We start from the raw sequence: 22,617 nt of genomic DNA on the forward strand, positions 1-22,617 counted from the left end.
TATCTCCAGGCCCTCGAGAGGGGTCGTTTTCCAGCCAAAGGTTTGTAGCGGTGAATCAGCGACGGGCGTACCGTTCGGGGCACCGACCATTCAATAAATAGGAGAATTATGGCTTCCGCAGTCCCGAACGTGACCCTCAATAGTGGTGTCGAAATGCCGCAACTGGGTTTCGGTGTGTTCCAGGTTCCGAACTCAGATACTCAGGCTGCAGTGGAGGAAGCTCTGGCCGTCGGTTATCGAAGCATCGACACCGCAGCGGTATATGGCAATGAAGAGGGTGTCGGTAGGGCATTGGCAGCCTCCGGTCTGTCCCGTGACGACGTCTTCATCACCACCAAGCTCTGGATTAGCGACCTCGGACGCACCTCGACCCGCTCGGCGCTCGAGGAGAGCCTCACAAAGCTTGGACTCGGCTCTGTCGATCTGTACCTGATCCACTGGCCGGCACCCGGCACGGACAAGTACCTGGAGTCCTGGCAGGAGATGGAGGAGCTCAAGGGCGATAAGTTGGCCCATTCCATCGGTGTGTCGAACTTCCAGCCGGAGCACCTCGACCGGATCGCGGATCTAGGCGGAACTGTGCCTGCGGTCAACCAGATTGAGCTCCACCCGTACCTGCAGAACGTGGAGACGGTTGCGGCGAACGAACGACTCGGAATTAAGACCGAGGCATGGAGCCCGCTCGCACAGGGTGCGGTGCTCGGCGAAGACGTGATCGTGGAGTTGGCACGGAAGTACGATGTTGGCCCGGCCAAGATTGTCCTGCGGTGGCACCTGCAGAAGGGCAACATCGTCATCCCGAAGTCGGTGACTCCCGCTCGCATCGCTTCGAACTTCGATCTCTTCGGATTTGAGCTGACTGCCGCTGACATCAGCGCTATCGATGCCCTCGAGCGCGATGGCCGAACCGGCCCTGACCCGGATTCGTTCAACGGCTAGAGCGGCCAGAAATGGGTGAAGCCGCCACCGGATTCCGGTGGCGGGTTCAGTCTTTAGGCGGTCCTGTCACCAGGAATTCGGGTGCTTCTGCTTGTCTTTCGCCGCCTCTTCCTTGAGCCTGTCGGTAATTCCATCGAGTTCGTCGCCGAACATCTGAGCCCTCTCTAGGTCAGAGAGCTCCGAGCGCATCTCGGACAGGTGCTCGCCGTAGCGCTGGTTCAGGAAGAGCTTGACGGATGCCTCCATCTGCTTGGCGTCATAGAAGTTGAGCAACAGGATCTCCTGGCCGTCCTGGTCATCCAGGCGCAGGCGCAGCCGACCGTCCAGTTCGATGAGGCTGGCGTAGACCTCGACGCCGTTGACATCGGTGAAAGTGGGTTTACTGGTCCTCGACATGGCCATCTCCTTCTGTCGGCCTGAGTGCAGGTCGCTCGACGGGAATTGCTGTTATTTTCACCCCCAAGCCTACCGGCTACCGTCGTTACCCTGTAGCGGTATTTCTCTCGAGGGGGTGCCGAATCAATAATTCGTGCATCTGCGGGCATCCTCATCCGGAGCATCTAGAAGCGTCTTGGGTTGGAGTGGTCTGGCCAGTGCTACACCTGCAGAGATCTGAACGGTTCAAAAGGAAGTAATCGGATGATCGTCCATGCGATGACGATGACAAGAACCCACTTGGCCACGCCCGATTTGTCTGTCCAGACGGGCATTCGCTTCCCGACAGTTCGCATCAACCACGCGAACCACGACCACATCAGCAGCCCGACGGCCACGACCCCCACGGCATTGAACTGAATCGCACTGACGATGTCGAGATGAAGCAAGGAGTAGATCATCCGCGAGGCTCCGCAGCCTGGGCAATTGATTCCGAAGATCAACTCGGTTGGGCACGGGGGAGTGGGGCCACCAGGTGTGGTGGGATCTGCAGCCACGAGAAGAAGGCAGCCAATTGCTGCCACAATCGCCACACCGATGGGGCCCGCAAGAGAGACAGCGAGACTAGCTAGCCGGGGCTGGCCGCTGTTCTGGTCATCTGCGGAATATGGCGAATGGGTTTGGCGGTCAGTGCACATGGTCAGGCCCATAATAAGGGGTGCTAGTAGTAAATCCCACTGACAGTTCCTGCTGCCGCGATCCAGAAGTAGAGCCAGAAGATTCCCAGAGGGCCCCAGACAAGCAATCCTAAGATGGCAACGACAATGGCCCAGGTCTTTGCTTTGCGGGAAGAGTCAACTGCGGCCGGATAGTTGCCTTCGTTCCAGGATTTGTCGACCTGGGTTGCGTAAACGATCGAGACAATTCCGAGGGGGTTGCAACATAGGATTGTCGCGAGAATTCCCCACACCAGATTTGTATCGGGCTTCGGAGGCATCTGGCCCCCGTGGTTGTACCCACCCATGTGTGGCGGCTGGGCCCCGTAGTAGCTCTGGTACTGCTGCTCGTCGTAGCTGGGTTGTTGGCCGCCATAGCCGTGCTGCTGCCACCCGCCGTTGTTCCCCTGGTTCCACCCGTTCTGTTGCCCGTCGCCATTGCCGTAGGGGTAGGTCATTATCGCGATCCTCTCGAATTAGTTACCGCGCGAATGGTAGTGTACGAATTCCAGGAAAAGTTCTTGACTACCCCTTCGGGTTACCTCAATATAAACTGAATGTGGATAGTTTGGGGTTGTCCCGAAATTTGGGGGCTTGTTTAGTGGGGTAGTTTGGGTGGTGAATTTCGGGTTACCCCGTCACGATATTTGGAATTAGTTGTGCCACGGACATTTGATGAGTATTCGGGCGGCTAAAAGGGCAGTTCAGGTGATCTGTCAGAGTCGGTAAAAGGCTCTTCGTTCATTGCTGGCGGGCTCCGCATAGGTCTGAATTAACCCCGTCCCGAAATGGCGCCCCTTATTTGTCGAGAATGCCGATAGTATTTTGTAGATCTAGCCGGTGCCGGAGTGTCGAGGAGACTGACGTGGCCAATCATTTTGATTTCTATTCCAGCCTGGAGCTTGACTCAGCGCTATCGTCGAATTCTCTCAATGAGGAAATTCAGGGCCGCCTCAACCGATTGAGTGCTGATGGTGCTCCAGAGGCGAGCGCTGAAGTTCAGCAGCTGCTCATCGCCGCGAAGATCCTCAGCGACGAAGAACTCCGCAGCCGCTACGACGACCGCTTGGCTGATGAATATGCCCCGGCAATGGGCGCTGGCGATCTGCGGGTTCTGGCAGCAGAGCGTCGTTTCCCTGATGAGGTCCCGGCGATGGCGAGCCCAGGCCCGTCGAAACTCTCGGCTTCGGCTAGCCCGATGCCTCCGCCCGCCCCCGCGCAGTCCCACTTTCCTCCGTCCGGGCCGATCACTCAGCAGGCTCCTCAGCATCAGCAGGCTCCACAGCAGACACCTGCAGGACCTTCAAAGATCGGCGCCATCCTTGTCGGCGCACCAGGTGTCGTCCGAGGTTACTTCTGGACGATGTTTGGCATCGGCGCCTTTAGTCTCGTGGCTATTTTCGGAAACATCATCGGATTGTTCCTTGAGACGATGGGCGTAGATATCGTTTCGCGTCGACCTGATTCTTGGTTCTTCTACCTCCTCGTCGTGGGCATCTGCCTGAATGCTGTGTCGCGGGCTAATCGGGTGACGTCTTCGCTTTTTGTTGGTGCTCTGTCGCTCGGCTTGGCCCTTTATGCACTGTGGAACGTTGTCTCCAACTTCCTGTGGATGACCGGTAGCCTTTCCACGGGTTTCTCGGTTTTGGGGTTCCTCGGCAGCATTGCTGTGCTCTTCGCAGCGGGGGCCAGCACCGCGCTGATCCTGCTGCCCAGCACGAAGCAGTGGTTCGCGCCGGTCCAGTAGCCGGAGCTCTGGCTGAAGTCATTGACTCTGAAAATCAGGCAGGGCCGGACGAAGTATGGATACGTACTCTGCCGGCCTTCGACTAGAGGCGGATGTGAGTCCGATTCCGCTGTCGGAACGGGAGTTCCGGGTAGGAGTGGACCCCAGTCGGTATACCGAGGGCTACTCCTTCAGGGAGGCATATGAGAAGACGTTGCGTGATCGCTCGTTTGTTCGCGCAACCCGCACGCTTGTGGTGGACGTAGCCTGGCAACGTTGAACCTCCACTACAAATGAGAATCCGCCACCTGTGCAATCGCAGATGGCGGATAATTGTGTGCCCCAGGCAGGATTCGAACCTGCGACACCTTCTTTAGGAGAGAAGTGCTCTATCCCCTGAGCTACTGGGGCGGGGTCAGGCGCGAACGCCTAAACACCCGGACAGATTACCGCATCGGGTCGGAGAACTGCATGTGCCCCTGCCCAGGTAGATTCAGCGGAGGTCATAGGGGCCGGCTGTGGGTGTGGATGGAGGCGTCGTGAAGCGAGAAGGAAGTGCTCGGATGGTCTTGAATGTGGATGTCATTGGGATTGGGGCGGGTAGCCCCGGGCACCTGACGCTGGAAGCGATTGATGTATTAGCCCAGGTTGACGTGGTCTTCGCGATGGACAAAGGGGCCTCTGCCGAGGACTTGATGGAGGTTCGTCGGGATATCCTCCGCACGCACGCGCCGCACGCAGAACTTGTCGCGGTGCCGGACCCACCGCGGGATCGCACTCCGGCCGATTACGGCGGTGAGGTCGTGGATTGGCATCAGCAAAGAGCGAACTCGCTTCACGACGCTTTCCTTACCCACCTCACCCACAACCGCCGCGGAGCCTTTCTCGTGTGGGGCGATCCAATGCTTTATGACTCAACGCTGCGGGTTCTCGACCGCGTCCGCGACCTGGGGCAGGAGATCGATTCGCGAGTGATCCCCGGAATCACTGCGGTGCAGGCGCTCACGGCAGCGCATGGGGCGACGCTTAATCGAATCGGCCAGCCAGTGCTGGTGACGACGGGCCGGAGGCTAGGGGAGCGCGGTGGCGTCGACGCTGTGGTGATGCTCGATGCTGGTGCCGCGTGGCTAGAGCACGCTGGCGCTGACGAGGAAATTCTGTGGGGCGCGTACCTCGGCACGGACAAGGAGGTGCTGCGTCGAGGCGCGGTCGGTGAGGTTGGAAAAGAGATCGCCGAGCTGAAAAAGGCGCTTCGCGCGGAGCACGGCTGGATCATGGATATCTACCTGCTGCGACGCAGGGATCGCTAGGCCTTATTGAAGATAGTTAGGTTAGCGTAGGGTAATTCCTCGTTGGGTCTGAGTGACGTTGATGAGGGAGAGGCCGTATGAAGATGGATCGCGTGAAACTGTTCAGGTCGTCGGTAGGGGCGTTGGCTGCGGCCGGCATGTTCGCCGGTGTGGTGGGATGTTCCTCTGATGGTGAGGCCGAGAGCTCCGGTAACTCCACGACTGAGGTTGTCGAATCTGCAAACGGTGAGTACCCGGTGTCGATTGAGGCCAAGTTTGGGGATGTCACTATCGACGAGGCTCCGCAGCGAATCATTGCTCTCGGTTGGGGAGATGCCGAGACTGCGATGGAGTTTGGTGTGCAGCCCGTTGGCGCGTCTGACTAGCTCGCGTTCGGCGACGATGGCCTTGGGCCCCGGATCGAGGACGCAGGCGAGGGGTACTCAGAGTCCCCGGAGATCATCTCCACCAATGAGCCGGAGTACGAGAAGATCGCTGCTCTGGAGCCAGATCTGATTCTGGACGTGCGGAGCTCGGGAGATCAGGAGCGATACGACAAGTTGTCGATGATCGCCACGACCGTCGGTGTGCCTGCGGGCGGCGACAGTTACCTCACCAATCGAGAGCAGCAGGTCAGCATGATCTCTACCGCTCTGGGGCAGCAAGAGCGTGGCGACGAGGTCAATGCCGAGTATCGGGAGCAGGTCGCTCAAATTCGTGAGGAAAACCCTGAGTGGCTGGAGATGGCCGTCGCGGCCGTCTCGGCTACCGCAGAGACCTGGGGCGCGTACATCAAGGGGTCGAACCGGGTCGATACCCTTCTTGATCTCGGATTCCAGGAGAACCCGGTGCTAGCGGAGCAGGAGACCAGTGAAACTGGCTTCTCGGTGCGGCTGACCGAGGAAACGCTGTCGATGGCAGAGTCCGACCTGGTGGTTGGATTCGCCGTGGGCATCGAGCCTGATGAGATGGAAGACAGCGCAGCATGGCAGCGTCTGCAGGCGACTCGCGACGGCCACTCCTTCGTGATGCCGCGGGAGATCTCCAGTGCGTTTGCGCTCGGGACGCCGCAGTCGACTCGGTATGCGCTGGAGCAGCTCGTCCCGCTGCTGCAGGAGCACACCCAGGGCGGATAAGAACTTCCGGTTGTGGAAGTCTAGTCTTCGTCGACCCAACCCAGAGTGCGTGTCACGGCCTTGTTCCAGCCGCTATAGAGATCATCCCGAGTCTCTTCGCTCATGTTTGGGGTGAAGGTTCGGTCTTCTTTCCACATGTCGCGGATCTGATCGGTGGATTCCCAGAACCCAACGGTCAGCCCGGCAGCGTAGGCAGCGCCCAGTGCCGTCGTTTCGGTGATGACCGGGCGAGTTACCGGCACTCCGAGGATGTCTGCCTGGAACTGCATGAGCAGGTTGTTGACTGTCATGCCGCCATCGACACGGAGCTCAGTCATGGTCACCCCGGAGTCGGCGTTCATGGCTTCGACGACCTCTCGGGTCTGATAGGCCGTGGCCTCTAGCGCAGCGCGGGCAATATGGCCTCGATTGACGAATCGGGTCAGTCCGACGATGACGCCGCGGGCGTCGGGCTTCCAGTGCGGGGCCAACAATCCAGAGAAAGCCGGAACGATGTAGCAGCCGCCGTTGTCCTCGACAGTCTCGGCGACAGACTCAACCTCAGGGGCGCTGGAGAGCAATCCCATATTGTCGCGAAGCCACTGGATAAGTGACCCGGTCACAGCGATGGATCCCTCCAGTGCATACACCGGCATCTCGTCACCGATGCGATAGGCGACGGTGGTGATGAGCCCATGATCTGAGGTCTGCGGCACCGTGCCGGTGTTTAGCAGCAGGAAGTTACCAGTGCCGTAGGTGTTCTTCGCCTCGCCAGGCTCCAGGCAGGCCTGACCGAAGGTCGCCGCCTGTTGGTCACCGAGGATGCCGGCCAGCGGAACGCCATGCACCGGGCCCGGCCAGCGGACTTTGCCCAAGTACTGCGAGGAACTGACGATTTTCGGCAGCATCGAGGTCGGAACCCCCATTGCTTCGCAGAGGGAGGTGTCCCATTCCAAGGTCTCCAGATTCATCAGCATGGTGCGGGAGGCATTGGTGACGTCAGTGACGTGCAGAGCCTTGCCATCACGGCGAGTGAGGTTCCACGTTAGCCAGGTGTCGACCGTGCCGAAGATGAGGTCGCCGGCCTCAGCGCGCTCGCGGGCGCCGTCGACGTTGTCCAAGATCCATGAAATCTTCGGCCCAGAGAAGTACGTAGAGATCGGTAGCCCGGTTACGCGCTTGACCTTCTCCGCGCCGACCTCATTCTCTAGGGCTGCGCAGATGTCCTTCGTCCGAGTGTCCTGCCAGACGATGGCGTTGTAAACCGGCTCACCGGTGTGGCGATCCCACACAATGGTGGTTTCCCGCTGATTGGTGATGCCCAAGGCCGCGATCTGTTCTGCCGAAAAGTTCGAGCCCGCAGCGGCATCGGCAATGACGCGCCGGGTGTTTGCCCACAACTCTCGAGGGCAATGCTCAACCCAACCGGGCCGCTCCATGATCTGTCGGTGCTCCAACTGACTGGTGCTGACCTTTCGACCCTCTTTGTCGAAAAGGATGCACCTAGTGGAGGTGGTTCCCTGGTCGATCGCCGCCACCACTGCGCCGCGGCCGGTAAAGAGTGCCCGCGCCTGGGTCTCTAACTCAGTCTGGAGCTGCCCTGGGATTCTCATTCTTCGTATTCTATTTCCCGCGTTACGCCCCGGATACACGACTACGTAAAATATCGCTAGCAAAATTACTATTTGCGGAGGAAGATGGAGAGAACCCACGAGGCTCCAGGCATCAAGTCGAGGAGAGTGAGCTGCCATGGAGATGCACACGGTACGAACCCGTCGCTCTGCGGAGGAGTTCGAACGGCACGAACACTTGGCGTGGAAGATCGCGCAGGTGGCGGCTGATCCTGTGCCGGTGGAGCCGGACGTGGGGGAGATGATCATCAACCGGATCATCGACAATGCCGCAGTGGCAGTGGCGTCGGCGGCTCGGCGACCAGTGGCCGTCGCTCGTTCTCAAGCACTGGCACACCCGTATCAACCAGGGGCAGCAGTCGTCGGAGTGGCGGATCGTGTCTCTCCAGAGTGGGCGGCGTGGGCCAATGGCGTGGCGGTGCGAGAGCTGGACTTTCATGACACGTTCCTGGCCGCGGATTACTCTCACCCGGGAGACAACATCCCGCCGGTCCTGGCGGTTGCTCAGCACAAGGGGCTCAGTGGCTCTCAGCTCATCCGGGCTCTGGCTACCGCATACGAGATCCACGTCGACCTCGTGAAAGGCATCTGTCTGCATGAGCACAAGATTGACCATGTCGCACACCTTGGGCCGGCCGCGGCTGCAGGCCTGGGCACGCTACTGAATCTGGACGAAGAAACGATTTACCAGGCTATTGGCCAAGCGCTGCACACCACAACCGCGACTCGCCAGTCCCGCAAGGGCGCAATCTCCTCCTGGAAAGCGTTTGCCCCAGCATTCGCGGGAAAGATGGCCGTCGAGGCCGTCGACCGGGCGATGCGCGGGGAGGGCTCACCGGGACCGATCTGGGAAGGCGAAGACGGCATAATCGCTTGGCTCCTCGGTGGACCGGAGGCCGAATACCACGTTCCGCTTCCCGCGCCGGGCGAGCCCAAACGCGCAATCTTGGAGAGCTACACCAAGGAGCATTCCGCGGAGTACCAATCCCAAGCCCCGATTGACCTGGCCCGTCGCATGCGCGAGAGCATCCCCGACACCACTCAGATCGAGTCGATCGTTCTGCACACCAGCCACCACACTCATCATGTGATCGGCACCGGATCCAACGACCCGCAAAAGTTCGACCCGACTGCCTCCAGGGAGACTCTCGACCACTCGGTGATGTACATCTTCGCCGTGGCCCTGGAAGACGGCACCTGGCACCACGAGCGCAGTTATGCCCCAGAGCGCGCCCAACGCCCGGAGACTGTTGAGCTCTGGCAGAAGATCTCCACCGTCGAGGACTCAGAGTGGACGCGTCGCTATCACGACCCATCTGACCAGGCATTCGGGTGCCATGCAGAGATCTTGCTTTACGACGGCTCCGTCATCACCGACGAGCTCTCCGTTGCCGACGCTCATCCGCAGGGTGCCCGACCTTTCGCCCGAGGTCAGTATGTGGAGAAGTTCCGGGAGTTGGCAGAGGGGAACGTCGAGAAGCAAGAACACGAGCGGTTCCTACAAGCGGCAGAGAACGCCGCCGACCTAGACGACCTGACCGAGCTCAACATCCGAGTAGACAACCTCGGACCGACGATTCCTGAGGGGGTGTTCTGACTGTCTCACCTGATCGCTGGCTCGTTCATCCTCAACACCCAGGAGGTGTGTCATGACTATCCCGAACACCAACCGGCCCGTCATCCATAAAGGACTCAACGGAGTCGTCGTCGACAGTACGTCGATCTCCGACGTTGACCCGACCATCACTTCCCTGACCTACCGCGGCTACCCCGTGCAGGAACTCGCTACCGAATGCTCCTTCGAGGAGGTGGCCTACTTGCTGTGGAACGGTGAACTGCCGGACCCCGGAGAGTTGTCCCTGTTTTCGCAGCGTGAGCGGACCTCGAGGAGCATCGACCCGAGGCTGCAAGACCTCATTTTCTCCATGCCGGAGAACTGCCATCCGATGGACGTGCTGCGCACCGCCGTCAGTTGGCTGGGAGCCCGAGACCAGAACCACGATGTCCATCAGTCCGGTCTGTCGCTGCTGGCGAAGTTGCCGACGGTGGTTGCCTATGACCTGCGTAGACGCCGTGGCGCCGATGTCATTGCGCCATCACGCGATCGTGGCGTCGCGTCCAATTTCTTGTACATGTGCTTCGGCGACGGCCCCGAATCGCCAGCGACGAACTTCTATGACGTGGAGGCTTTCGACCGCTCGCTGACCCTGTACGCCGAGCACAGTTTCAACGCCTCCACATTCACGGCACGAGTCATTTCTTCCACTTTGTCGGACGTCTACTCTGCGATCACCGGAGCAGTCGGCGCGCTGAAGGGACCTCTGCACGGTGGTGCCAATGAAGCGGTGATGGAAGCGATGTTGGAGATCGGCGACCCAGACCGAGCTGCGGACTGGGTGCGCGCCCAAGTCGACGCCGGTAACAAGATCATGGGCTTCGGCCACCGCGTGTATCGCACTGGTGATTCGCGGGTACCAACGATGGAGGAGTCGATGCGTCGCATCGCAGCCTCTCACGGCGGTGAGACCTGGGTCCAGATGTATGACGCGATGGCCGAGGCCATGGAAGAGCGCACCGGCATCTTGCCGAACCTCGATTTCCCAGCCGGGCCGCTGTACCACATGCTCGGGATCGACATCCCCTTCTTCACACCGATTTTCGTGCTCGCGCGGACTGTCGGCTGGACCGCCCACATCGCCGAGCAGTACGCCGACAACTCGCTGATCCGACCCCTGAGCAACTACGTCGGGCCAGGCAGAAGGGAGATTAATCCGCAGGCCGCAGCCTAGAATCGGTGCAATTTAGACCCGCACCGTGCGGCGCAGCGCGCCTTCGGTCCATCGCTTCACGACGCCCTCAGCCGACACACACGCATCCCCAATCGTCACGGGCACAAGCGTCTCATCCTGTACTTCGATGAGTGTGTCGGCTGGTCCGGCGGGGCGTACCTCCACGGAGGCTTCGTCCTCGCCGTGAGGCGTCACGACGATCTCAGCCACCAGATCAATGCAGGTCTGCTCCGCGATAGCCCAGTGGTACGCACGGTCAGTCTCCCAGGCATCAGCCGCGTCGGCGATGTAGGCCTCGCCCACGTCGGCGCCATGAACCGCTGCGAGAGCCGGCAGGTCGGAAACTCTGCCGTCATGGCGCAGCGGGCGCAGGTGGAATCGGCCAGCATTAAGTTCCATTGGGTGCATGGGAAATTCTCTACCCTTCCTCGCCGTGGAGTCGTTCCAAGGCGCGATTCTGTTCAGGTGCGGGGTGCCAGGTCTTCGGTCCGATGTTCGCCACATATAAGAGTATCGCCACCACCGCCGGTGACCCCGTTTGGTGAGAATCCGTCGTGGCGAACTGGGGAAACGTCGACATCAGTCACCGAACGGGGTGACCTGCCCCTGATGGAAGCCCCGCGTCCGGCATGCACAAAACCCGCCCCACCTTCTGTGGTGGAGCGGGTGACGTGACAGTGACGTCGGTGACGTCAGCGGGAGACTACTTGATCTCCATCAGGACATCGCCCTTGGTGACGCCTGCACCGGCGTCGGTGGCCAGACCGGTGACGGTACCGGACTTGTGAGCCTTGACCGGGTTCTCCATCTTCATGGCCTCCAGGACGACGACGGTGTCACCTTCGTTGACCTCCTGGCCCTCCTCGACGGAGATCTTGATGACGGTGCCCTGCATCGGAGCCACGACTGCGTCACCGGAAGCGGCATTCTTCGAACCGCCGGAGCGACGCTTCTTGGCCTTCTTGCGTGCTCCGCCAGCGGCCCCGCCGCCACCGAGAGCCAGGTCGCCCGGCAGAGCAACCTCGACGCGACGGCCGTTGATCTCGACGACGACCTTCTGGGACGGCAGTGCGTCCTCGTCGTCAGCGACATCGGAATCGCCGGAGTACGGAGCGATCGGGTTGTCCCACTCCTCTTCGATCCACTTGGTGTAGACGTCGAACTTCTCGCCGTCACCGACGAATGCCGGGTTCTCCACGATGTGGCGGTGGAACGGGATGACCGTCGCGAGACCCTCAACCACGTACTCGTCCAGGGCGCGAGCGGAGCGGCGCAGTGCCTCTTCGCGGGTGGGGGCCCAGACGATGAGCTTGGCGAGCATCGAGTCGAACTGACCACCGATGGTGTCGCCCTCGTTGATGCCGGAGTCCATGCGGACGCCCGGGCCGGACGGCTCGACGTAGCGGGTAACGGTGCCCGGTGCCGGCATGAAGTTGGCGCCGGCATCCTCGCCGTTGATGCGGAACTCGAAGGAGTGGCCGCGGATCTCGGGGTCCTCCTTGAAGGTGAGCTCTTCGCCTTCGGCGATCTTGAACTGCTCGCGGACCAGGTCGATGCCGGTGACCTCTTCGGTGACCGGGTGCTCGACCTGCAGGCGGGTGTTGACCTCAAGGAAGGAGATCAGTCCGTCCGAGCCAACCAGGTACTCGACGGTACCGGCGCCGTAGTAACCGGCTTCCTTACAGATGGCCTTTGCAGACTCGCGCAGGCTGCGGTCCTGCTCCTCGGTGAGGAACGGGGCCGGTGCCTCTTCGACGAGCTTCTGGAAACGACGCTGCAGGGAGCAGTCACGGGTCGAACCGACGATGACGTTGCCGTGCTTGTCAGCCAGGACCTGGCACTCAACGTGGCGGGCCTTGTCGAGGTAGCGCTCGACGAAGCACTCGCCGCGACCGAAGGCAGCGACAGCCTCACGGGTAGCGGACTCGTAGAGGTCAGCGACCTCGTCCATCTCGTAGGCGACCTTCATGCCGCGTCCGCCGCCACCGAAGGCAGCCTTGATAGCGATCGGCAGACCGTGCTCTTCAGCGAAAGCGACAACCTCGCTGGCGTCCTTGACCGGCTCCTTGGTGCCCGGTGCCATCGGCGCATTGGCCTGGAGGGCGATGTGGCGGGCGGTGACCTTGTCACCAAGGGAGCGGATGGAGTCCGGGGAAGGTCCGATCCAGATCAGGCCGGCATTTTCCACGGCTTCGGCGAAGTCGCCGTTCTCTGAGAGGAAGCCATAACCCGGGTGGATCGCGTTGGCGCCGGACTTCTCTGCTGCGTCGAGGATCTTGTCGAAGACCAGGTAGGACTCGGCAGAAGTCTGGCCACCGAGGGCGAATGCCTCGTCAGCCATGCTCACGAACGGTGCGTTCGCGTCCGGCTCCGCGTAAACGGCGACCGACGGGATGCCGGCGTCCTTTGCGGCGCGAATGACGCGCACAGCAATCTCACCGCGGTTAGCGACGAGAACCTTCGTGATCTTCTCGTTGGTCTGAGTTGGCACGAAACCCTCCTGTTTTCGTGTACGCCGGTACTGGACCGGCCTTAAATTTATCGAGACTAAAGTGTCTTCGGTTGTGCGACAGAGGTCCACTGCCGTGACCAGGCAAACTAGCGGGGTAACGGTGTTGCCCTTTGGGTGTGGCCGTGGCTCAGCTTCGTGGACCTGACCGCTCCATTCTTACATAACCGCCCCCGGTACTGAACTTTTGTTGACAATGCAATGCACCCTGAAGGTTCCGCCAATGAACAATTGAGCAGTGTTCAATGCAGGTGGGAACTGTAATCAGGGTCTCACCACAGGGGTGGAATCAGGGCTTTCCAGGTGCGTCTCCAGTGGCAATCGGGGCTCGCATCAGGTTCCCCCATTCGACCCAGGAGCCGTCGTAATTGCGCACGTTGTCCTTGCCCAAGAGGTGGTGCAGGACGAACCAGGTGTGCGCGGAACGCTCTCCGATCCTGCAGTAGGTGAAGATCTCGTCATCGTCTCGGACTCCCGCGAACACTGCCTCAAGTTCCTCGCGCGAGCGGAAACGCGAGTTCGGATACACCGTGTTGTTCCACGGCGAATTGATGGCGGTGGGAATGTGGCCGCCGCGCAGTACGCCCTCCTGCGGGTAATTGGCCATGTGAGTGCGCCTCCCGACGTACTCCTCCGGCGTCCGCACATCCAGCAACGTTCCACTCCCGATGGTTTCTCGGACATCCTCGGCGAATGCCCGATACTTCCGGTCATCGCGCTCTACTACCGGGTAATCGCCACGTGGGTAGTCAGGAACCTCGTAGCTGGTGTCTCGCTCCTCGGTCATCCAAGCGTCGCGCCCGCCGTTGAGTAGGCGAACGTCGGGATGCCCAAAGAGTTCGAAGACCCACAGCGTGTACGCGGCCCACCAATTGGAACGGTCCCCGTAGATGACCACTGTGTCATCGCGAGAAATGCCCTTCTTGCGCATCAGTTCTGCGAACGCCTCTGCATCGACGTAGTCGCGAATCACAGGGTCATTGAGGTCCTCATGCCAGTCGATACGGACAGCCCCGGGGATATGGCCGATGTCGTAGAGCAAGGCGTCTTCATCGGACTCCACGATGCGTAGACCCGGGCTTCCGATTCGCGCAGCCAACCAGCTGCTCGACACCAGCCGCTCTGGGTGGGCGTACTGCTGGAAGTGCGGGTGCGGATCGTGGGGTGCGGCCATGGTCGGTCACGTGCTCCTGTCAGCCGGGAAATCGTCACCTCATCGTAGAGGGTAGGGGCCCAAACTGTTTCAGGATGAGGACACGTCCACAATCATGGAGGTCAAGATCAACGGGGATAGCCGTCCAAACAACTCCAGGGACTCAATGATTCGGACAGAACCCGAAGTCCGATGCAGCATTTACCGGCCAGTGCTGACTACTCGATGTAGTAGACGCGGTTGATCGGAATCGTCCGCCGGTCCTTGTCGGCGTTGTAGTCAGTAGCGAACTCGGCTGTCCACAGCGGCGCCGAGGTGTCGAGCGGGAAATCTCCGTTCGGGGCCAAGAGCCCGGCCGGCGGCTGGTAGAAGCGCAAGGTGTCTCCGTCCAAAGTCACGGAGAAATATCGATATGCATCGCTCAAACCCTGCGGGAGCGTGCCTTGGTGGTACATCGCCCCATCCATGTCGACGATGGCCGCTGGGAGACGCTCACTAAACATCAGTGGCTCGGTATCCATGATCGACTGATAGAAGGTGGAATTTTCGATTTTCTTGTCGAAGTCATATTCCAAGATCCGTACATCCCCGGACGGGAGCACCTCAGGGCAATACACGCTGCCGCTACCGACAGAGCACTTGCCCAGGTACCAGCCAGAGGATAATTGCCCGCACTGATGGAGGTTCGTCCCCGACTCGGGCTCGGACGTACACACGACGTCCGAAGGATTGTTCTCCTTCACCACCGCTGATTGGTACGGCGAGCGGACTGTGCCGTCATCCTCGAAGACGTCGAGAATCTCGATCTCCGTGCGCTCTCCATTGGCATCGACCACGGGAGCCTCCGCAGCGGCCACATCACTGCCGTCTACCCCGGCTGTGTCCTCCGCAGGCTCCCCGGCTGTAGCGGAGACTGATCCCTTGGATGCTCCGGGGAGACATTTGCACAGCACGATGTTCCGGATGCTCTCAGCGCTATCGACGACGACGCGCCACATCAGGCCTAGATCGTCATCAGCCTCGTACCACCGGACGTGGACGACGTCACCGTCGTATTCGCCTTTGGCTTCGTTTTTCGCTGCGCCGTAGACGGTAGACAATTCGCCGGCATCGTCGCCGACGCCGAATCCATCAATAGTCCGGGATTCCTCGCCGGGGTCGATCAGGATCAGATTGCCCTCCTCGGTGAAGTGCCAGTCGCAGTTCATCCAGCGGACGATGATGACCGTGTCTGAGCCGCAGTCGGAGGAAGTGCACTCGATGCTGGTGCCGCTGCTCAAGTCAGGGAAGTTATCGACTGAGGAGATGATGGTTTCGTGGACTGCTCCCACCTCGATGCCCTGGAAGCTACGCCCGGTCAGCGAGTTCATCGCCAGCTCCGAGTCACGGCTGACGGCCAGGCGACGAGACAACTTCTCTTTGCTGTCCGCAGTGACGTACAGGCCACCGGTAGTGGTGGCAGCGCAGTTGAGCTCAGGGTCGTCGATCATGAAGCCGACGGCGTCGATACGCAGCTGGGGATGGGTTTGTTGGAATCCACGCGCAACGTCACCAATGGTGGGTGGACTGCACGTGTCTTCGCCGTCAGAGACAACAACAAGACTCGCCGGCCTGTCGGTTGGCAGCGATTCACCAGCCATCTGCATCGTCATCGCTATTGGAGAAGACCCTGACGGGTCGAGGCCATCGACGATGCTCTTTGCTGCGGCATGATCCACCGCGGATGTGGGAATGAGGTTCGTAGAGCTGCCGCATCCAGAGCCGCCACCGGACAGACCGTACGACCAGAGACTGAAATCGGTTCCGGCCGGCAGCGCATCAATGTAGCCATTGGCAGCGGTTTTGGCGGCGTCGATCCGGGATCCGCCCGAGACATCGCTTTCTTCCATCGAGCCTGAACCGTCGAGGACGAGAGCAGTGGGGATATCACTGGTACCAGCCCCGAATGCCCCGCTGGCCATCGTGGATTCAAACGGAGCACATCCCGCGATCAGCGCGGTGATCCCGAGCATTGCAATGAGAACTCTGATCCGTGAGCCGATCCTCGTCCTCGACGGTAGGACACTCATGAGTAACCGTTCCCGTCCCAGGTCAGTTCAGTTGTGGTTCCCTGTGCACACGAGGGATTGCAGTCGTTCGCGTGCGAGAGGATCGAATATCGCCCGTCGGAACCGGGGCCGGATAGTTCTGCGTAGTAGTAGGAGTTCGTCGTCGTCTCGTATTCGCGTTCGTCGCCCCACCCGATGTCTCGGTAACCGTTCGACGTGGGAATGAGGGTGATTACACCGTCGTATCGTCCCGGGTTGTAGAAGATGAAGCTGTTGCCCGTAGCGTCGGTGACCGGATCTGCGAACTGGAATGAGTCCCCATAGGCAGGGACACTCTGAGTCAAGAGAGTCCTGCCAGTCATATCCACAGCCGCAAGACACGCTTCCTGCATGCCACCCGGCCGATTCAACTGCAGTTGGACCGTCCCCAGATCTGGGTGCTCGATGTCCCGCGACTCGGTTACCGAGCCACATGGCTCGGGCAGATTCTCTGGGACCTGCGGTGCAGAGCGGCCGGCCACCATGTCTGCACCTGGATTACTCGCGCCGTCAGCGTGCGGGTCGACCCAACCGGGAGGGGAGAGAACTGTTGTCGTGGCGCCATTGATGACAGCGGCACCGAGCTCAGTATCTACCGTGTCGGATCCGCCCCCGAAGTCGAACCCCAAGACCTCTCCGTCCCCTGAACAACCAACAAGGAACGCTGCACAAAGCAGAGCGGTCAGAGCCCCGCCCGACCGCGGCATCTGGATAAGTGATCCACGGTGCATGAGCACACATCCCTAGTTCGGCCGGGGGAGCGGATGCCCATGCCCCGGAATCAGACGACGACTGTATGTCCATCGTCTACCGAACAGGTGCCGAGGTCATGCCCTCATTTCTGGGTGCGGTTCCAGAACGACGAAACGTCCAGACCCCAGTCCGAGAGAGTGCGCCGAATCAGCGGAAGAGACAACCCCAGCACCGATGACGGATCGCCGTCGATTCCGTCGATGAACCAACCGCCGAGAGCCTCCAGCGTGAACGCTCCTGCACAGCCGAGCGGTTCACCGGTTTCCGCATACGCGTGGATGTCCGCGTCGGACGGCATGCCGAAATGGACTGTCGTCGAGATGGTTTCGGTTACTTCATGCTTTACGACGCCCCCTTCCACAACCCTCACCGCATGCCCGGTAATCAACCGCGCCTCACGGCCGCGCTGCTTTTCCCAGCGACGAATGCATTCGTCGACGGTGTGGGGTTTGCCGGAGAGGGAGCCGTCGAGAAGCAACATGGAGTCGCACGCGACGACCACGGCGAGGTCCTCGGAGACCGGGACCACCACGTCGCCGGCCTTCGCTTCAGCCAAGGCAGCGACGACCTCGGCGGGCGCAGCATCGCCAAGACGGTCGATGATGGCATCCTCGTCGGTGTCCGGCGGGATGATCTCCGGCTCGATGCCCGCGCTGCGGAGCACGGACAGACGGGACGGGGAACTGGAGGCGAGGACGAAACGGTTCATGGGGATGACCGTAGCGAAGCGGCGATCGGACCGAGACAAAGGCGCGGCCCGTCAGCAGTAGAAGGCGGCGCCTGCGGCCTGGCATGCGCCAGTGTCGTGGGTCGGCCGCGGTGTTGTGGTTCTTTCCCCGGTGGTGCGAGTTGTCGTGGACGTCGTGCGGCTCGGATGGGGAGCCCTATTATCGCGCGGTGCCAGAGGAGGGCCAGTCCGCTGGTATCCAGAGCCCGTCCATTTCAAGACCGACGGCGTGGCACCGACCTCTTTGATCTCGTAGTTGCCATCACTGTCGAGACCCTCGACGACTCCGCTATTGAGAAACACCCTCTCGTCCGAGGTGGAATCGCCTCCATTCGGCAGACCTTCAAATCCCGTCGAGTCCGGCCGGAGCACGATCGTCATGAAATACCTGCCGGGCATGTAGGTGACGAATAGGGCCCCAGACTCGTCCGGGGAATCCGTCACGAAACCCTCCCATCCGTCCAATGCCGCGCCGGGGTTGTACGTCCACTTCACGACGCCCTTCGCATCAACTGCTGCTAACTGCTGCATTTGAGCTCCGCGGTGCTGCCTCATGGCGAAGATCTTGACCGGCCCCCACGACGGGTGGTTGATCTCCCTGGAGTCGACATCGCACGTGCTACTAGTACAGAAGTTCCCTGCCGACTCCACGGTGAGGTCGGCTAGGTTCGCGCCTCCACCGTTGCTTCCGTTGTCGTGCGCCGGCTCTTCCCATCCAGGAGGCGCAACGATGGTTGTGGTCGCTCCGTTGATTTTCGCCAGACTAAGGTCCGTAGTCACCAGATCGCCGCCGCCACTGCCGGAGCAGGCGGTGAGGAAGAGGCCCATAGCCAGCATCGCGCCGAGACCACTACGCCTTATCGCGCTCGTCATCGCTTGCTACTCACTCGAAGAAGTAGACACGTTTGATCGGGACCGTCTTACGGTCTCGTTCCGAGTCGTACCCGGTTGCGTACTGAGCGGTCCACAAATCGTTGGACCGGTCGAAAGGGAAGGAATCGGAACTGCCGCGAAGGCCTTCGGTTGAGTCACTGCGATTGCCATATTTGAGATATGCGTAGCTGCCCAATCCCGGGACGCTGCCTACGGCATAGAGTCCCCCATCGGTGAGAACCACTGCTGCTGGCCTTACCTCTTTGACTTCCGATGGCTTGGGAGTTTCGGAATACCCACGAAACGGAATTCTGTTGATAGCAATGGTTTCCGTGTCATCGACAGTGGGGCAGTAAGCATAGGTGCCGTCAACGGAACATCCGTCGATGATCCAGTCTGTTCCAGGTTGCCCGCACAAGCGCAGGTTCGTCCCAGGGACCTCTGGGTTTGGATTGCAGTCGACTTCTATCGGCCCTCCGGGGCTGTCTACAACAATGGACTTGAAGGGCTCGCGCACTGATCCGTCGTCCTCGAAGACGTCGTAAATCACGATCTCTGTGTGATCGACAGTGCCGCTGGCGGCACCTCCTCCGGATGCCTGCGTTTCGGTGGTTCTCGGTGAGGCTGGCGCGGCAGACGTTGTCTGATCTGATGAACCTCCAGAGGATCCGGACGACTCGCCGGGAGACGGAGTGGAACCCGGCAGGCACTTGCAAAGCACGATGGTCCTGATGGTGTCGTTGGCGTCGATGACCACGCGCCAGGCTAGACCGAGGTCGCCATCCGACTCGTACCAACGGACCTTGACCTCATCGCTGCCGATCATTCCCTGTGACTCATTTACTGGTGTGCCGTAGAACGTCTCGAGTTCGGCGGCGCTGTCTCCGACGCTGAAGCCATCGATGGTGCGGGCGTCTTCGCCAGGATCAATCAGTTGGAGGATGCCTCCTTCGGTGAAGTGCCAGTCGCAGTCCATCCAGTGGATCACGATGATGGTGTTTGAGCCGCAGTCGCCGGAGGTGCATTGGGTTACCTCGCCGTCGTTAAGCGAGGGGAAGTCTTTGTAGGCCTCCGAGATCGCTTCATGGCTCGCCCCGATCTCGATGCCTTGGAAACTGCGGCCGGTCAGAGTGGTCTTGGACATCTCGGTATCGCGGCTGACAGCCAGGCGACGGGTGAGCTGCTCAGTGTTATCTGCAGTGACGTAGAGGCCACCTGTAGTCGTAGCGGCGCAGTTGAGTTCGGGGTCGTTCACCATAAAGCCCACGGCGTCGATACGCAGCTGGGGATGGGACTGGTGGAGATCCTGGGCGACCTGGCAGATGGTGGGCTCACCGCAGGTGTCCTCACCGTCTGTGACAACGACAAGGTTGGCCGGTTCATCTGACGGCAGTGCGGACCCTGCCTCCTGCATGGTTGCGGCGATGGGGGACCAGCCGCTGGGTGTGATGCCGTCGACGGACTCTCGTGCGGCGTCGTGGTCAACCGCAGCCGAAGGAATCAGATTTGAGGTATCCCGGCAGCCTGCCTCCTGCTCTTCATCGGTATTGCCGGTGCCGGTGCCGTAGGTCCAAAGGCTGAACGAGGTCTTGTCAGGCAGAGCGTCGATGTAGGCGCGGGCGGCGGTCTTAGCGGCGTCGATGCGAGGCCCTGGTGCGTCGTCGATATTCATCGATGCTGAGCCATCGACGACTAGCGCAGTAGGGATGTCGCTGGCCTCCGGTTCGAGGGCTTCACCTGAGGTGGTCGACTCGAACACTGAACAGCCTGCGAGCAGCGCGGCCACCCCGAACATCGCCAGGAACATCTTGGTCCGAGAACCCCACGCCATGAACCCACATCCCGTCGATAGGCAGACATCATCCCGCCAATCATCTGCCGCCGAACGCGAACTGTCATGCCCCTAATTCTGGTACCGGTTCCCGGCACGCGAAGGCCCTGAACCTGCGTAAACGCGGGTTCAGGGCCGGTGTAGAAGTGCGCTAGTAGTAGCGGACGTTCTGGAAGCTCGACGGGTTGAAGCTCGAGGTGTTCTGGAACTTATCCTCGAAGCGGCCCCACTCATTGCGCGGTCCCTTGGCAGCAGCTTCGGCGGCAGAAGCCATGCTGGCGAAGAGAGTCGCCAGTGCGGCGGTCTCCTCCGGTGTGGGGGAGCCGTTGATGACCGTGAGGAACGGCTTTGCCTCAGCGGCGTCAGTGGAGGAGTCGGTGGAATCGGTCTTGTCTGTCACAGCGGAATGTTCCCATGCTTCTTGGCGGGCACGTTGACGACCTTGCGGTCGAGCAGACGCAGACCCTCGATGATCTGGCCGCGGGTCTCCGACGGGGGGATGACGGCGTCGATCAGTCCACGCTCGGCGGCGACGTACGGGTTGACCAGGGTCTCCTCGTACTCAGCCTCGTAGCGCTTCATGACATCGACGGCGTCTTCACCGGCGTCGGCAGCAGCCTTGATTTCCTTGCGGTACACGAAGCCGACGGCGCCGGATGCGCCCATGACGGCGATCTGCGCGGTCGGCCACGCGAGGTTGATGTCCGCACCCATGTCCTTGGATCCCATGACGCAGTACGCTCCGCCGTAGGCCTTGCGGGTGATGACGGTGATCTTTCCGACGGTTGCCTCAGCGTAGGCATACAGCAGCTTGGCGCCGCGGCGGATGATGCCGTCGAACTCCTGGTTGGTGCCGGGGAGGAAGCCGGGGACGTCGACAAGCATCACGATCGGGACGTTGAAGGCGTCGCAGGTGCGGACGAAGCGTGCGGCCTTCTCCGATGCGTTGATGTCCAGGCAACCGGCGAACTGGATCGGCTGGTTAGCGACGAAGCCAACCGAGCGGCCCTCGACTCGGCCGAAACCGATGACGATGTTCTGGGCGTAGTCTTCCTGGATTTCCAGGAATTCCGCGTCATCGGTGATGCGGGTGATGACGTTCTTGATGTCGTACGGCTGGTTCGGCGAATCCGGGATCAGCGTGTCGAGCTCGCGGTCGGAATCGGTGATGTTGTTCTTGATCGAGCCTTCCATGATCTCGGCCTCGACCCGGGGTGCCTCCGCGCGGTTGTTCTGCGGGAGGTAGGTGACCAGCTCCTGGACGAAGGAGAGCGCGTCCTCGTCATCAGAGGCGGTGTAGTGCGAGGTACCCGAGGTCGACATGTGCGTGCCGGCGCCGCCGAGCTCCTCCTGAGTGACGGTTTCACCGGTGACAGTCTTGATGACGTCCGGTCCGGTGATGAACATCTTGGAGGTACCGTCGACCATGACGACAAAGTCGGTGAGCGCGGGGGAGTAAACGTGGCCACCGGCGCAGGCACCCATGATCAGGGAGATCTGCGGGATGACGCCCGAAGCCTGGGTGTTGCGGAAGAAGATCTGCGAGTACAGGCCCAGGGAGACAACACCCTCCTGGATACGCGCGCCGGCACCGTCATTGATGCCGATGATCGGAACACCGGTCTTCACTGCCAGGTCCATGATCTTCACGATCTTCTCGCCGTACACCTCACCGAGGGCTCCACCGAAGACGCTGGAGTCCTGAGAGAAAACACAGACCTTACGTCCCTCGATGGTGCCGTAACCGGTGACCACACCGTCCGTGAGCGGGCGCTTCGAGTCGAGGCCGAAGTTCGTGGAGCGGTGTCGGGCCAGAGCATCGATCTCGACGAAGGAACCGTCATCGAGCAGGTGCTCAATGCGCTCACGGGCAGTCAGCTTGCCCTTCTCATGCACGCGCTCCACAGCGGCTTCGCCCATGGGGGCATTGGCCTCTGCGAGGCGCGCGCGCAAATCGGCGAGCTTCCCTGCGGTGGTGTTCTTGTCCGGCGCGGTGCCGGTTGCGGTAGCGGCAGAAGTCATGGATTCCATCCTACGGCTGGGGGCCTTGTCAGCGGAACTTCAGGATATTCATCGGGTGAAATAACCCCCCGTTTACAAATAA

At 60.8% G+C, this 22,617-nt stretch carries 21 protein-coding genes and 1 tRNA gene; 7 read left to right on the top strand and 15 right to left on the bottom strand.

The window, feature by feature from the left end:
• Window positions 1–108: 108 nt before the first annotated feature.
• Window positions 109–939 carry an aldo/keto reductase gene (locus YWU_RS0107055; protein ID WP_027019923.1) on the top strand — a complete coding sequence of 277 codons (831 nt, stop codon included), beginning with the start codon at window positions 109–111 and terminating at the stop codon, window positions 937–939.
• Between the two features lie 66 nt (window positions 940–1,005).
• Here YWU_RS0107055 and YWU_RS15665 read toward each other — a convergent pair whose 3' ends face one another.
• From YWU_RS15665 to YWU_RS15670, 3 genes are all read right to left on the bottom strand, one after another.
• Window positions 1,006–1,335, bottom strand: a complete 330-nt coding sequence (locus YWU_RS15665) for a hypothetical protein (protein ID WP_034647392.1) — start codon at window positions 1,333–1,335, stop codon at window positions 1,006–1,008.
• 200 nt (window positions 1,336–1,535) lie between these two features.
• Complete coding sequence (locus YWU_RS0107065; RefSeq protein WP_084141942.1) at window positions 1,536–2,012, bottom strand: DUF2752 domain-containing protein; 477 nt, start codon at window positions 2,010–2,012, stop codon at window positions 1,536–1,538.
• A 23-nt stretch (window positions 2,013–2,035) separates the two neighbouring features.
• Entirely contained in the window at window positions 2,036–2,488 is a 453-nt protein-coding gene (locus tag YWU_RS15670; protein ID WP_051260144.1) for a CD225/dispanin family protein, read from the bottom strand.
• A gap of 407 nt (window positions 2,489–2,895) precedes the next feature.
• Between YWU_RS15670 and YWU_RS0107075 the strand changes: the two genes are divergently transcribed.
• The gene (locus tag YWU_RS0107075; RefSeq protein ID WP_027019925.1) at window positions 2,896–3,777 is read left to right on the top strand and encodes a J domain-containing protein; all 882 of its coding nucleotides are present in this window, start codon (window positions 2,896–2,898) and stop codon (window positions 3,775–3,777) included.
• Between the two features lie 317 nt (window positions 3,778–4,094).
• Here YWU_RS0107075 and YWU_RS0107080 read toward each other — a convergent pair.
• Window positions 4,095–4,167: transfer RNA gene (locus tag YWU_RS0107080), tRNA-Arg, on the bottom strand.
• Window positions 4,168–4,319: 152 nt separating this feature from the next.
• Between YWU_RS0107080 and cobF the strand changes: the two genes are divergently transcribed.
• The 3 genes from cobF (at window position 4,320) to YWU_RS18605 (ending at window position 6,181) form a co-directional block, all read left to right on the top strand.
• Window positions 4,320–5,066, top strand: a complete 747-nt coding sequence (gene cobF, locus YWU_RS0107085) for a precorrin-6A synthase (deacetylating) (protein WP_027019926.1) — start codon at window positions 4,320–4,322, stop codon at window positions 5,064–5,066.
• Between the two features lie 92 nt (window positions 5,067–5,158).
• Window positions 5,159–5,431, top strand: coding sequence for an ABC transporter substrate-binding protein (locus tag YWU_RS18600; protein ID WP_240484076.1), 273 nt, complete (start codon window positions 5,159–5,161; stop codon window positions 5,429–5,431).
• A 72-nt stretch (window positions 5,432–5,503) separates the two neighbouring features.
• Window positions 5,504–6,181 carry an ABC transporter substrate-binding protein gene (locus YWU_RS18605; protein ID WP_276201922.1) on the top strand — a complete coding sequence of 226 codons (678 nt, stop codon included), beginning with the start codon at window positions 5,504–5,506 and terminating at the stop codon, window positions 6,179–6,181.
• A gap of 20 nt (window positions 6,182–6,201) precedes the next feature.
• Here the strand turns inward: YWU_RS18605 and glpK are convergent, their stop codons facing one another.
• Complete coding sequence (glpK, locus tag YWU_RS0107095) at window positions 6,202–7,773, bottom strand: glycerol kinase GlpK (protein WP_084141921.1); 1,572 nt, start codon at window positions 7,771–7,773, stop codon at window positions 6,202–6,204.
• A 136-nt stretch (window positions 7,774–7,909) separates the two neighbouring features.
• Between glpK and prpD the strand changes: the two genes are divergently transcribed.
• Window positions 7,910–9,388, top strand: a complete 1,479-nt coding sequence (prpD, locus tag YWU_RS0107100) for a 2-methylcitrate dehydratase PrpD (RefSeq protein WP_027019928.1) — start codon at window positions 7,910–7,912, stop codon at window positions 9,386–9,388.
• Between the two features lie 52 nt (window positions 9,389–9,440).
• Window positions 9,441–10,580 carry a bifunctional 2-methylcitrate synthase/citrate synthase gene (locus YWU_RS0107105; RefSeq protein ID WP_027019929.1) on the top strand — a complete coding sequence of 380 codons (1,140 nt, stop codon included), beginning with the start codon at window positions 9,441–9,443 and terminating at the stop codon, window positions 10,578–10,580.
• 12 nt (window positions 10,581–10,592) lie between these two features.
• Here the strand turns inward: YWU_RS0107105 and YWU_RS0107110 are convergent, their stop codons facing one another.
• From YWU_RS0107110 to YWU_RS0107155, 10 genes are all read right to left on the bottom strand, one after another.
• Window positions 10,593–10,979, bottom strand: coding sequence for a hypothetical protein (locus YWU_RS0107110; RefSeq protein ID WP_051260145.1), 387 nt, complete (start codon window positions 10,977–10,979; stop codon window positions 10,593–10,595).
• 304 nt (window positions 10,980–11,283) lie between these two features.
• On the bottom strand, window positions 11,284–13,071 hold the full coding sequence (locus YWU_RS0107115; RefSeq protein ID WP_027019931.1) for an acetyl/propionyl/methylcrotonyl-CoA carboxylase subunit alpha: 1,788 nt from the start codon (window positions 13,069–13,071) through the stop codon (window positions 11,284–11,286).
• Between the two features lie 307 nt (window positions 13,072–13,378).
• Window positions 13,379–14,263, bottom strand: coding sequence for a sulfurtransferase (locus tag YWU_RS0107120; RefSeq protein WP_027019932.1), 885 nt, complete (start codon window positions 14,261–14,263; stop codon window positions 13,379–13,381).
• Between the two features lie 197 nt (window positions 14,264–14,460).
• A complete protein-coding gene (locus YWU_RS0107125) occupies window positions 14,461–16,254 on the bottom strand; it encodes a VWA domain-containing protein (RefSeq protein ID WP_027019933.1) in 1,794 nt (597 codons plus the stop codon).
• A 53-nt stretch (window positions 16,255–16,307) separates the two neighbouring features.
• The gene (locus YWU_RS0107130; RefSeq protein ID WP_027019934.1) at window positions 16,308–16,958 is read right to left on the bottom strand and encodes a hypothetical protein; all 651 of its coding nucleotides are present in this window, start codon (window positions 16,956–16,958) and stop codon (window positions 16,308–16,310) included.
• A gap of 206 nt (window positions 16,959–17,164) precedes the next feature.
• On the bottom strand, window positions 17,165–17,791 hold the full coding sequence (locus YWU_RS0107135; RefSeq protein ID WP_027019935.1) for a nucleoside triphosphate pyrophosphatase: 627 nt from the start codon (window positions 17,789–17,791) through the stop codon (window positions 17,165–17,167).
• Between the two features lie 51 nt (window positions 17,792–17,842).
• A complete protein-coding gene (locus tag YWU_RS0107140; RefSeq protein ID WP_034647395.1) occupies window positions 17,843–18,682 on the bottom strand; it encodes a hypothetical protein in 840 nt (279 codons plus the stop codon).
• A gap of 10 nt (window positions 18,683–18,692) precedes the next feature.
• Complete coding sequence (locus tag YWU_RS17525) at window positions 18,693–20,513, bottom strand: vWA domain-containing protein (protein ID WP_027019937.1); 1,821 nt, start codon at window positions 20,511–20,513, stop codon at window positions 18,693–18,695.
• A 151-nt stretch (window positions 20,514–20,664) separates the two neighbouring features.
• Complete coding sequence (locus tag YWU_RS0107150; protein ID WP_027019938.1) at window positions 20,665–20,913, bottom strand: acyl-CoA carboxylase subunit epsilon; 249 nt, start codon at window positions 20,911–20,913, stop codon at window positions 20,665–20,667.
• Complete coding sequence (locus YWU_RS0107155) at window positions 20,910–22,535, bottom strand: acyl-CoA carboxylase subunit beta (RefSeq protein WP_027019939.1); 1,626 nt, start codon at window positions 22,533–22,535, stop codon at window positions 20,910–20,912. Before YWU_RS0107155 ends, YWU_RS0107150 begins: the two co-directional genes overlap by 4 nt.
• Window positions 22,536–22,617 lie beyond the last annotated feature (82 nt).

The sequence above is a fragment of the Corynebacterium sputi DSM 45148 genome (genome assembly GCF_000427865.1).
Taxonomy (GTDB): Bacteria; Actinomycetota; Actinomycetes; order Mycobacteriales; family Mycobacteriaceae; genus Corynebacterium; species Corynebacterium sputi.

What these genes read in the sequence shown, in the direction of transcription:
- YWU_RS0107055 (WP_027019923.1), top strand. Translation starts at nt 109, where the DNA reads ATGGCTTCCGCAGTCCCGAACGTGACCCTCAATAGTGGTGTCGAAATG.
- YWU_RS15665 (WP_034647392.1), bottom strand. Translation starts at nt 1,335, where the DNA reads ATGTCGAGGACCAGTAAACCCACTTTCACCGATGTCAACGGCGTCGAG.
- YWU_RS0107065 (WP_084141942.1), bottom strand. Translation starts at nt 2,012, where the DNA reads ATGTGCACTGACCGCCAAACCCATTCGCCATATTCCGCAGATGACCAG.
- YWU_RS15670 (WP_051260144.1), bottom strand. Translation starts at nt 2,488, where the DNA reads ATGACCTACCCCTACGGCAATGGCGACGGGCAACAGAACGGGTGGAAC.
- cobF (WP_027019926.1), top strand. Translation starts at nt 4,320, where the DNA reads ATGGTCTTGAATGTGGATGTCATTGGGATTGGGGCGGGTAGCCCCGGG.
- glpK (WP_084141921.1), bottom strand. Translation starts at nt 7,773, where the DNA reads ATGAGAATCCCAGGGCAGCTCCAGACTGAGTTAGAGACCCAGGCGCGG.
- prpD (WP_027019928.1), top strand. Translation starts at nt 7,910, where the DNA reads ATGGAGATGCACACGGTACGAACCCGTCGCTCTGCGGAGGAGTTCGAA.
- YWU_RS0107105 (WP_027019929.1), top strand. Translation starts at nt 9,441, where the DNA reads ATGACTATCCCGAACACCAACCGGCCCGTCATCCATAAAGGACTCAAC.
- YWU_RS0107110 (WP_051260145.1), bottom strand. Translation starts at nt 10,979, where the DNA reads ATGGAACTTAATGCTGGCCGATTCCACCTGCGCCCGCTGCGCCATGAC.
- YWU_RS0107120 (WP_027019932.1), bottom strand. Translation starts at nt 14,263, where the DNA reads ATGGCCGCACCCCACGATCCGCACCCGCACTTCCAGCAGTACGCCCAC.
- YWU_RS0107125 (WP_027019933.1), bottom strand. Translation starts at nt 16,254, where the DNA reads ATGCTCGGGATCACCGCGCTGATCGCGGGATGTGCTCCGTTTGAATCC.
- YWU_RS0107135 (WP_027019935.1), bottom strand. Translation starts at nt 17,791, where the DNA reads ATGAACCGTTTCGTCCTCGCCTCCAGTTCCCCGTCCCGTCTGTCCGTG.
- YWU_RS0107140 (WP_034647395.1), bottom strand. Translation starts at nt 18,682, where the DNA reads ATGACGAGCGCGATAAGGCGTAGTGGTCTCGGCGCGATGCTGGCTATG.
- YWU_RS17525 (WP_027019937.1), bottom strand. Translation starts at nt 20,513, where the DNA reads ATGGCGTGGGGTTCTCGGACCAAGATGTTCCTGGCGATGTTCGGGGTG.
- YWU_RS0107155 (WP_027019939.1), bottom strand. Translation starts at nt 22,535, where the DNA reads ATGACTTCTGCCGCTACCGCAACCGGCACCGCGCCGGACAAGAACACC.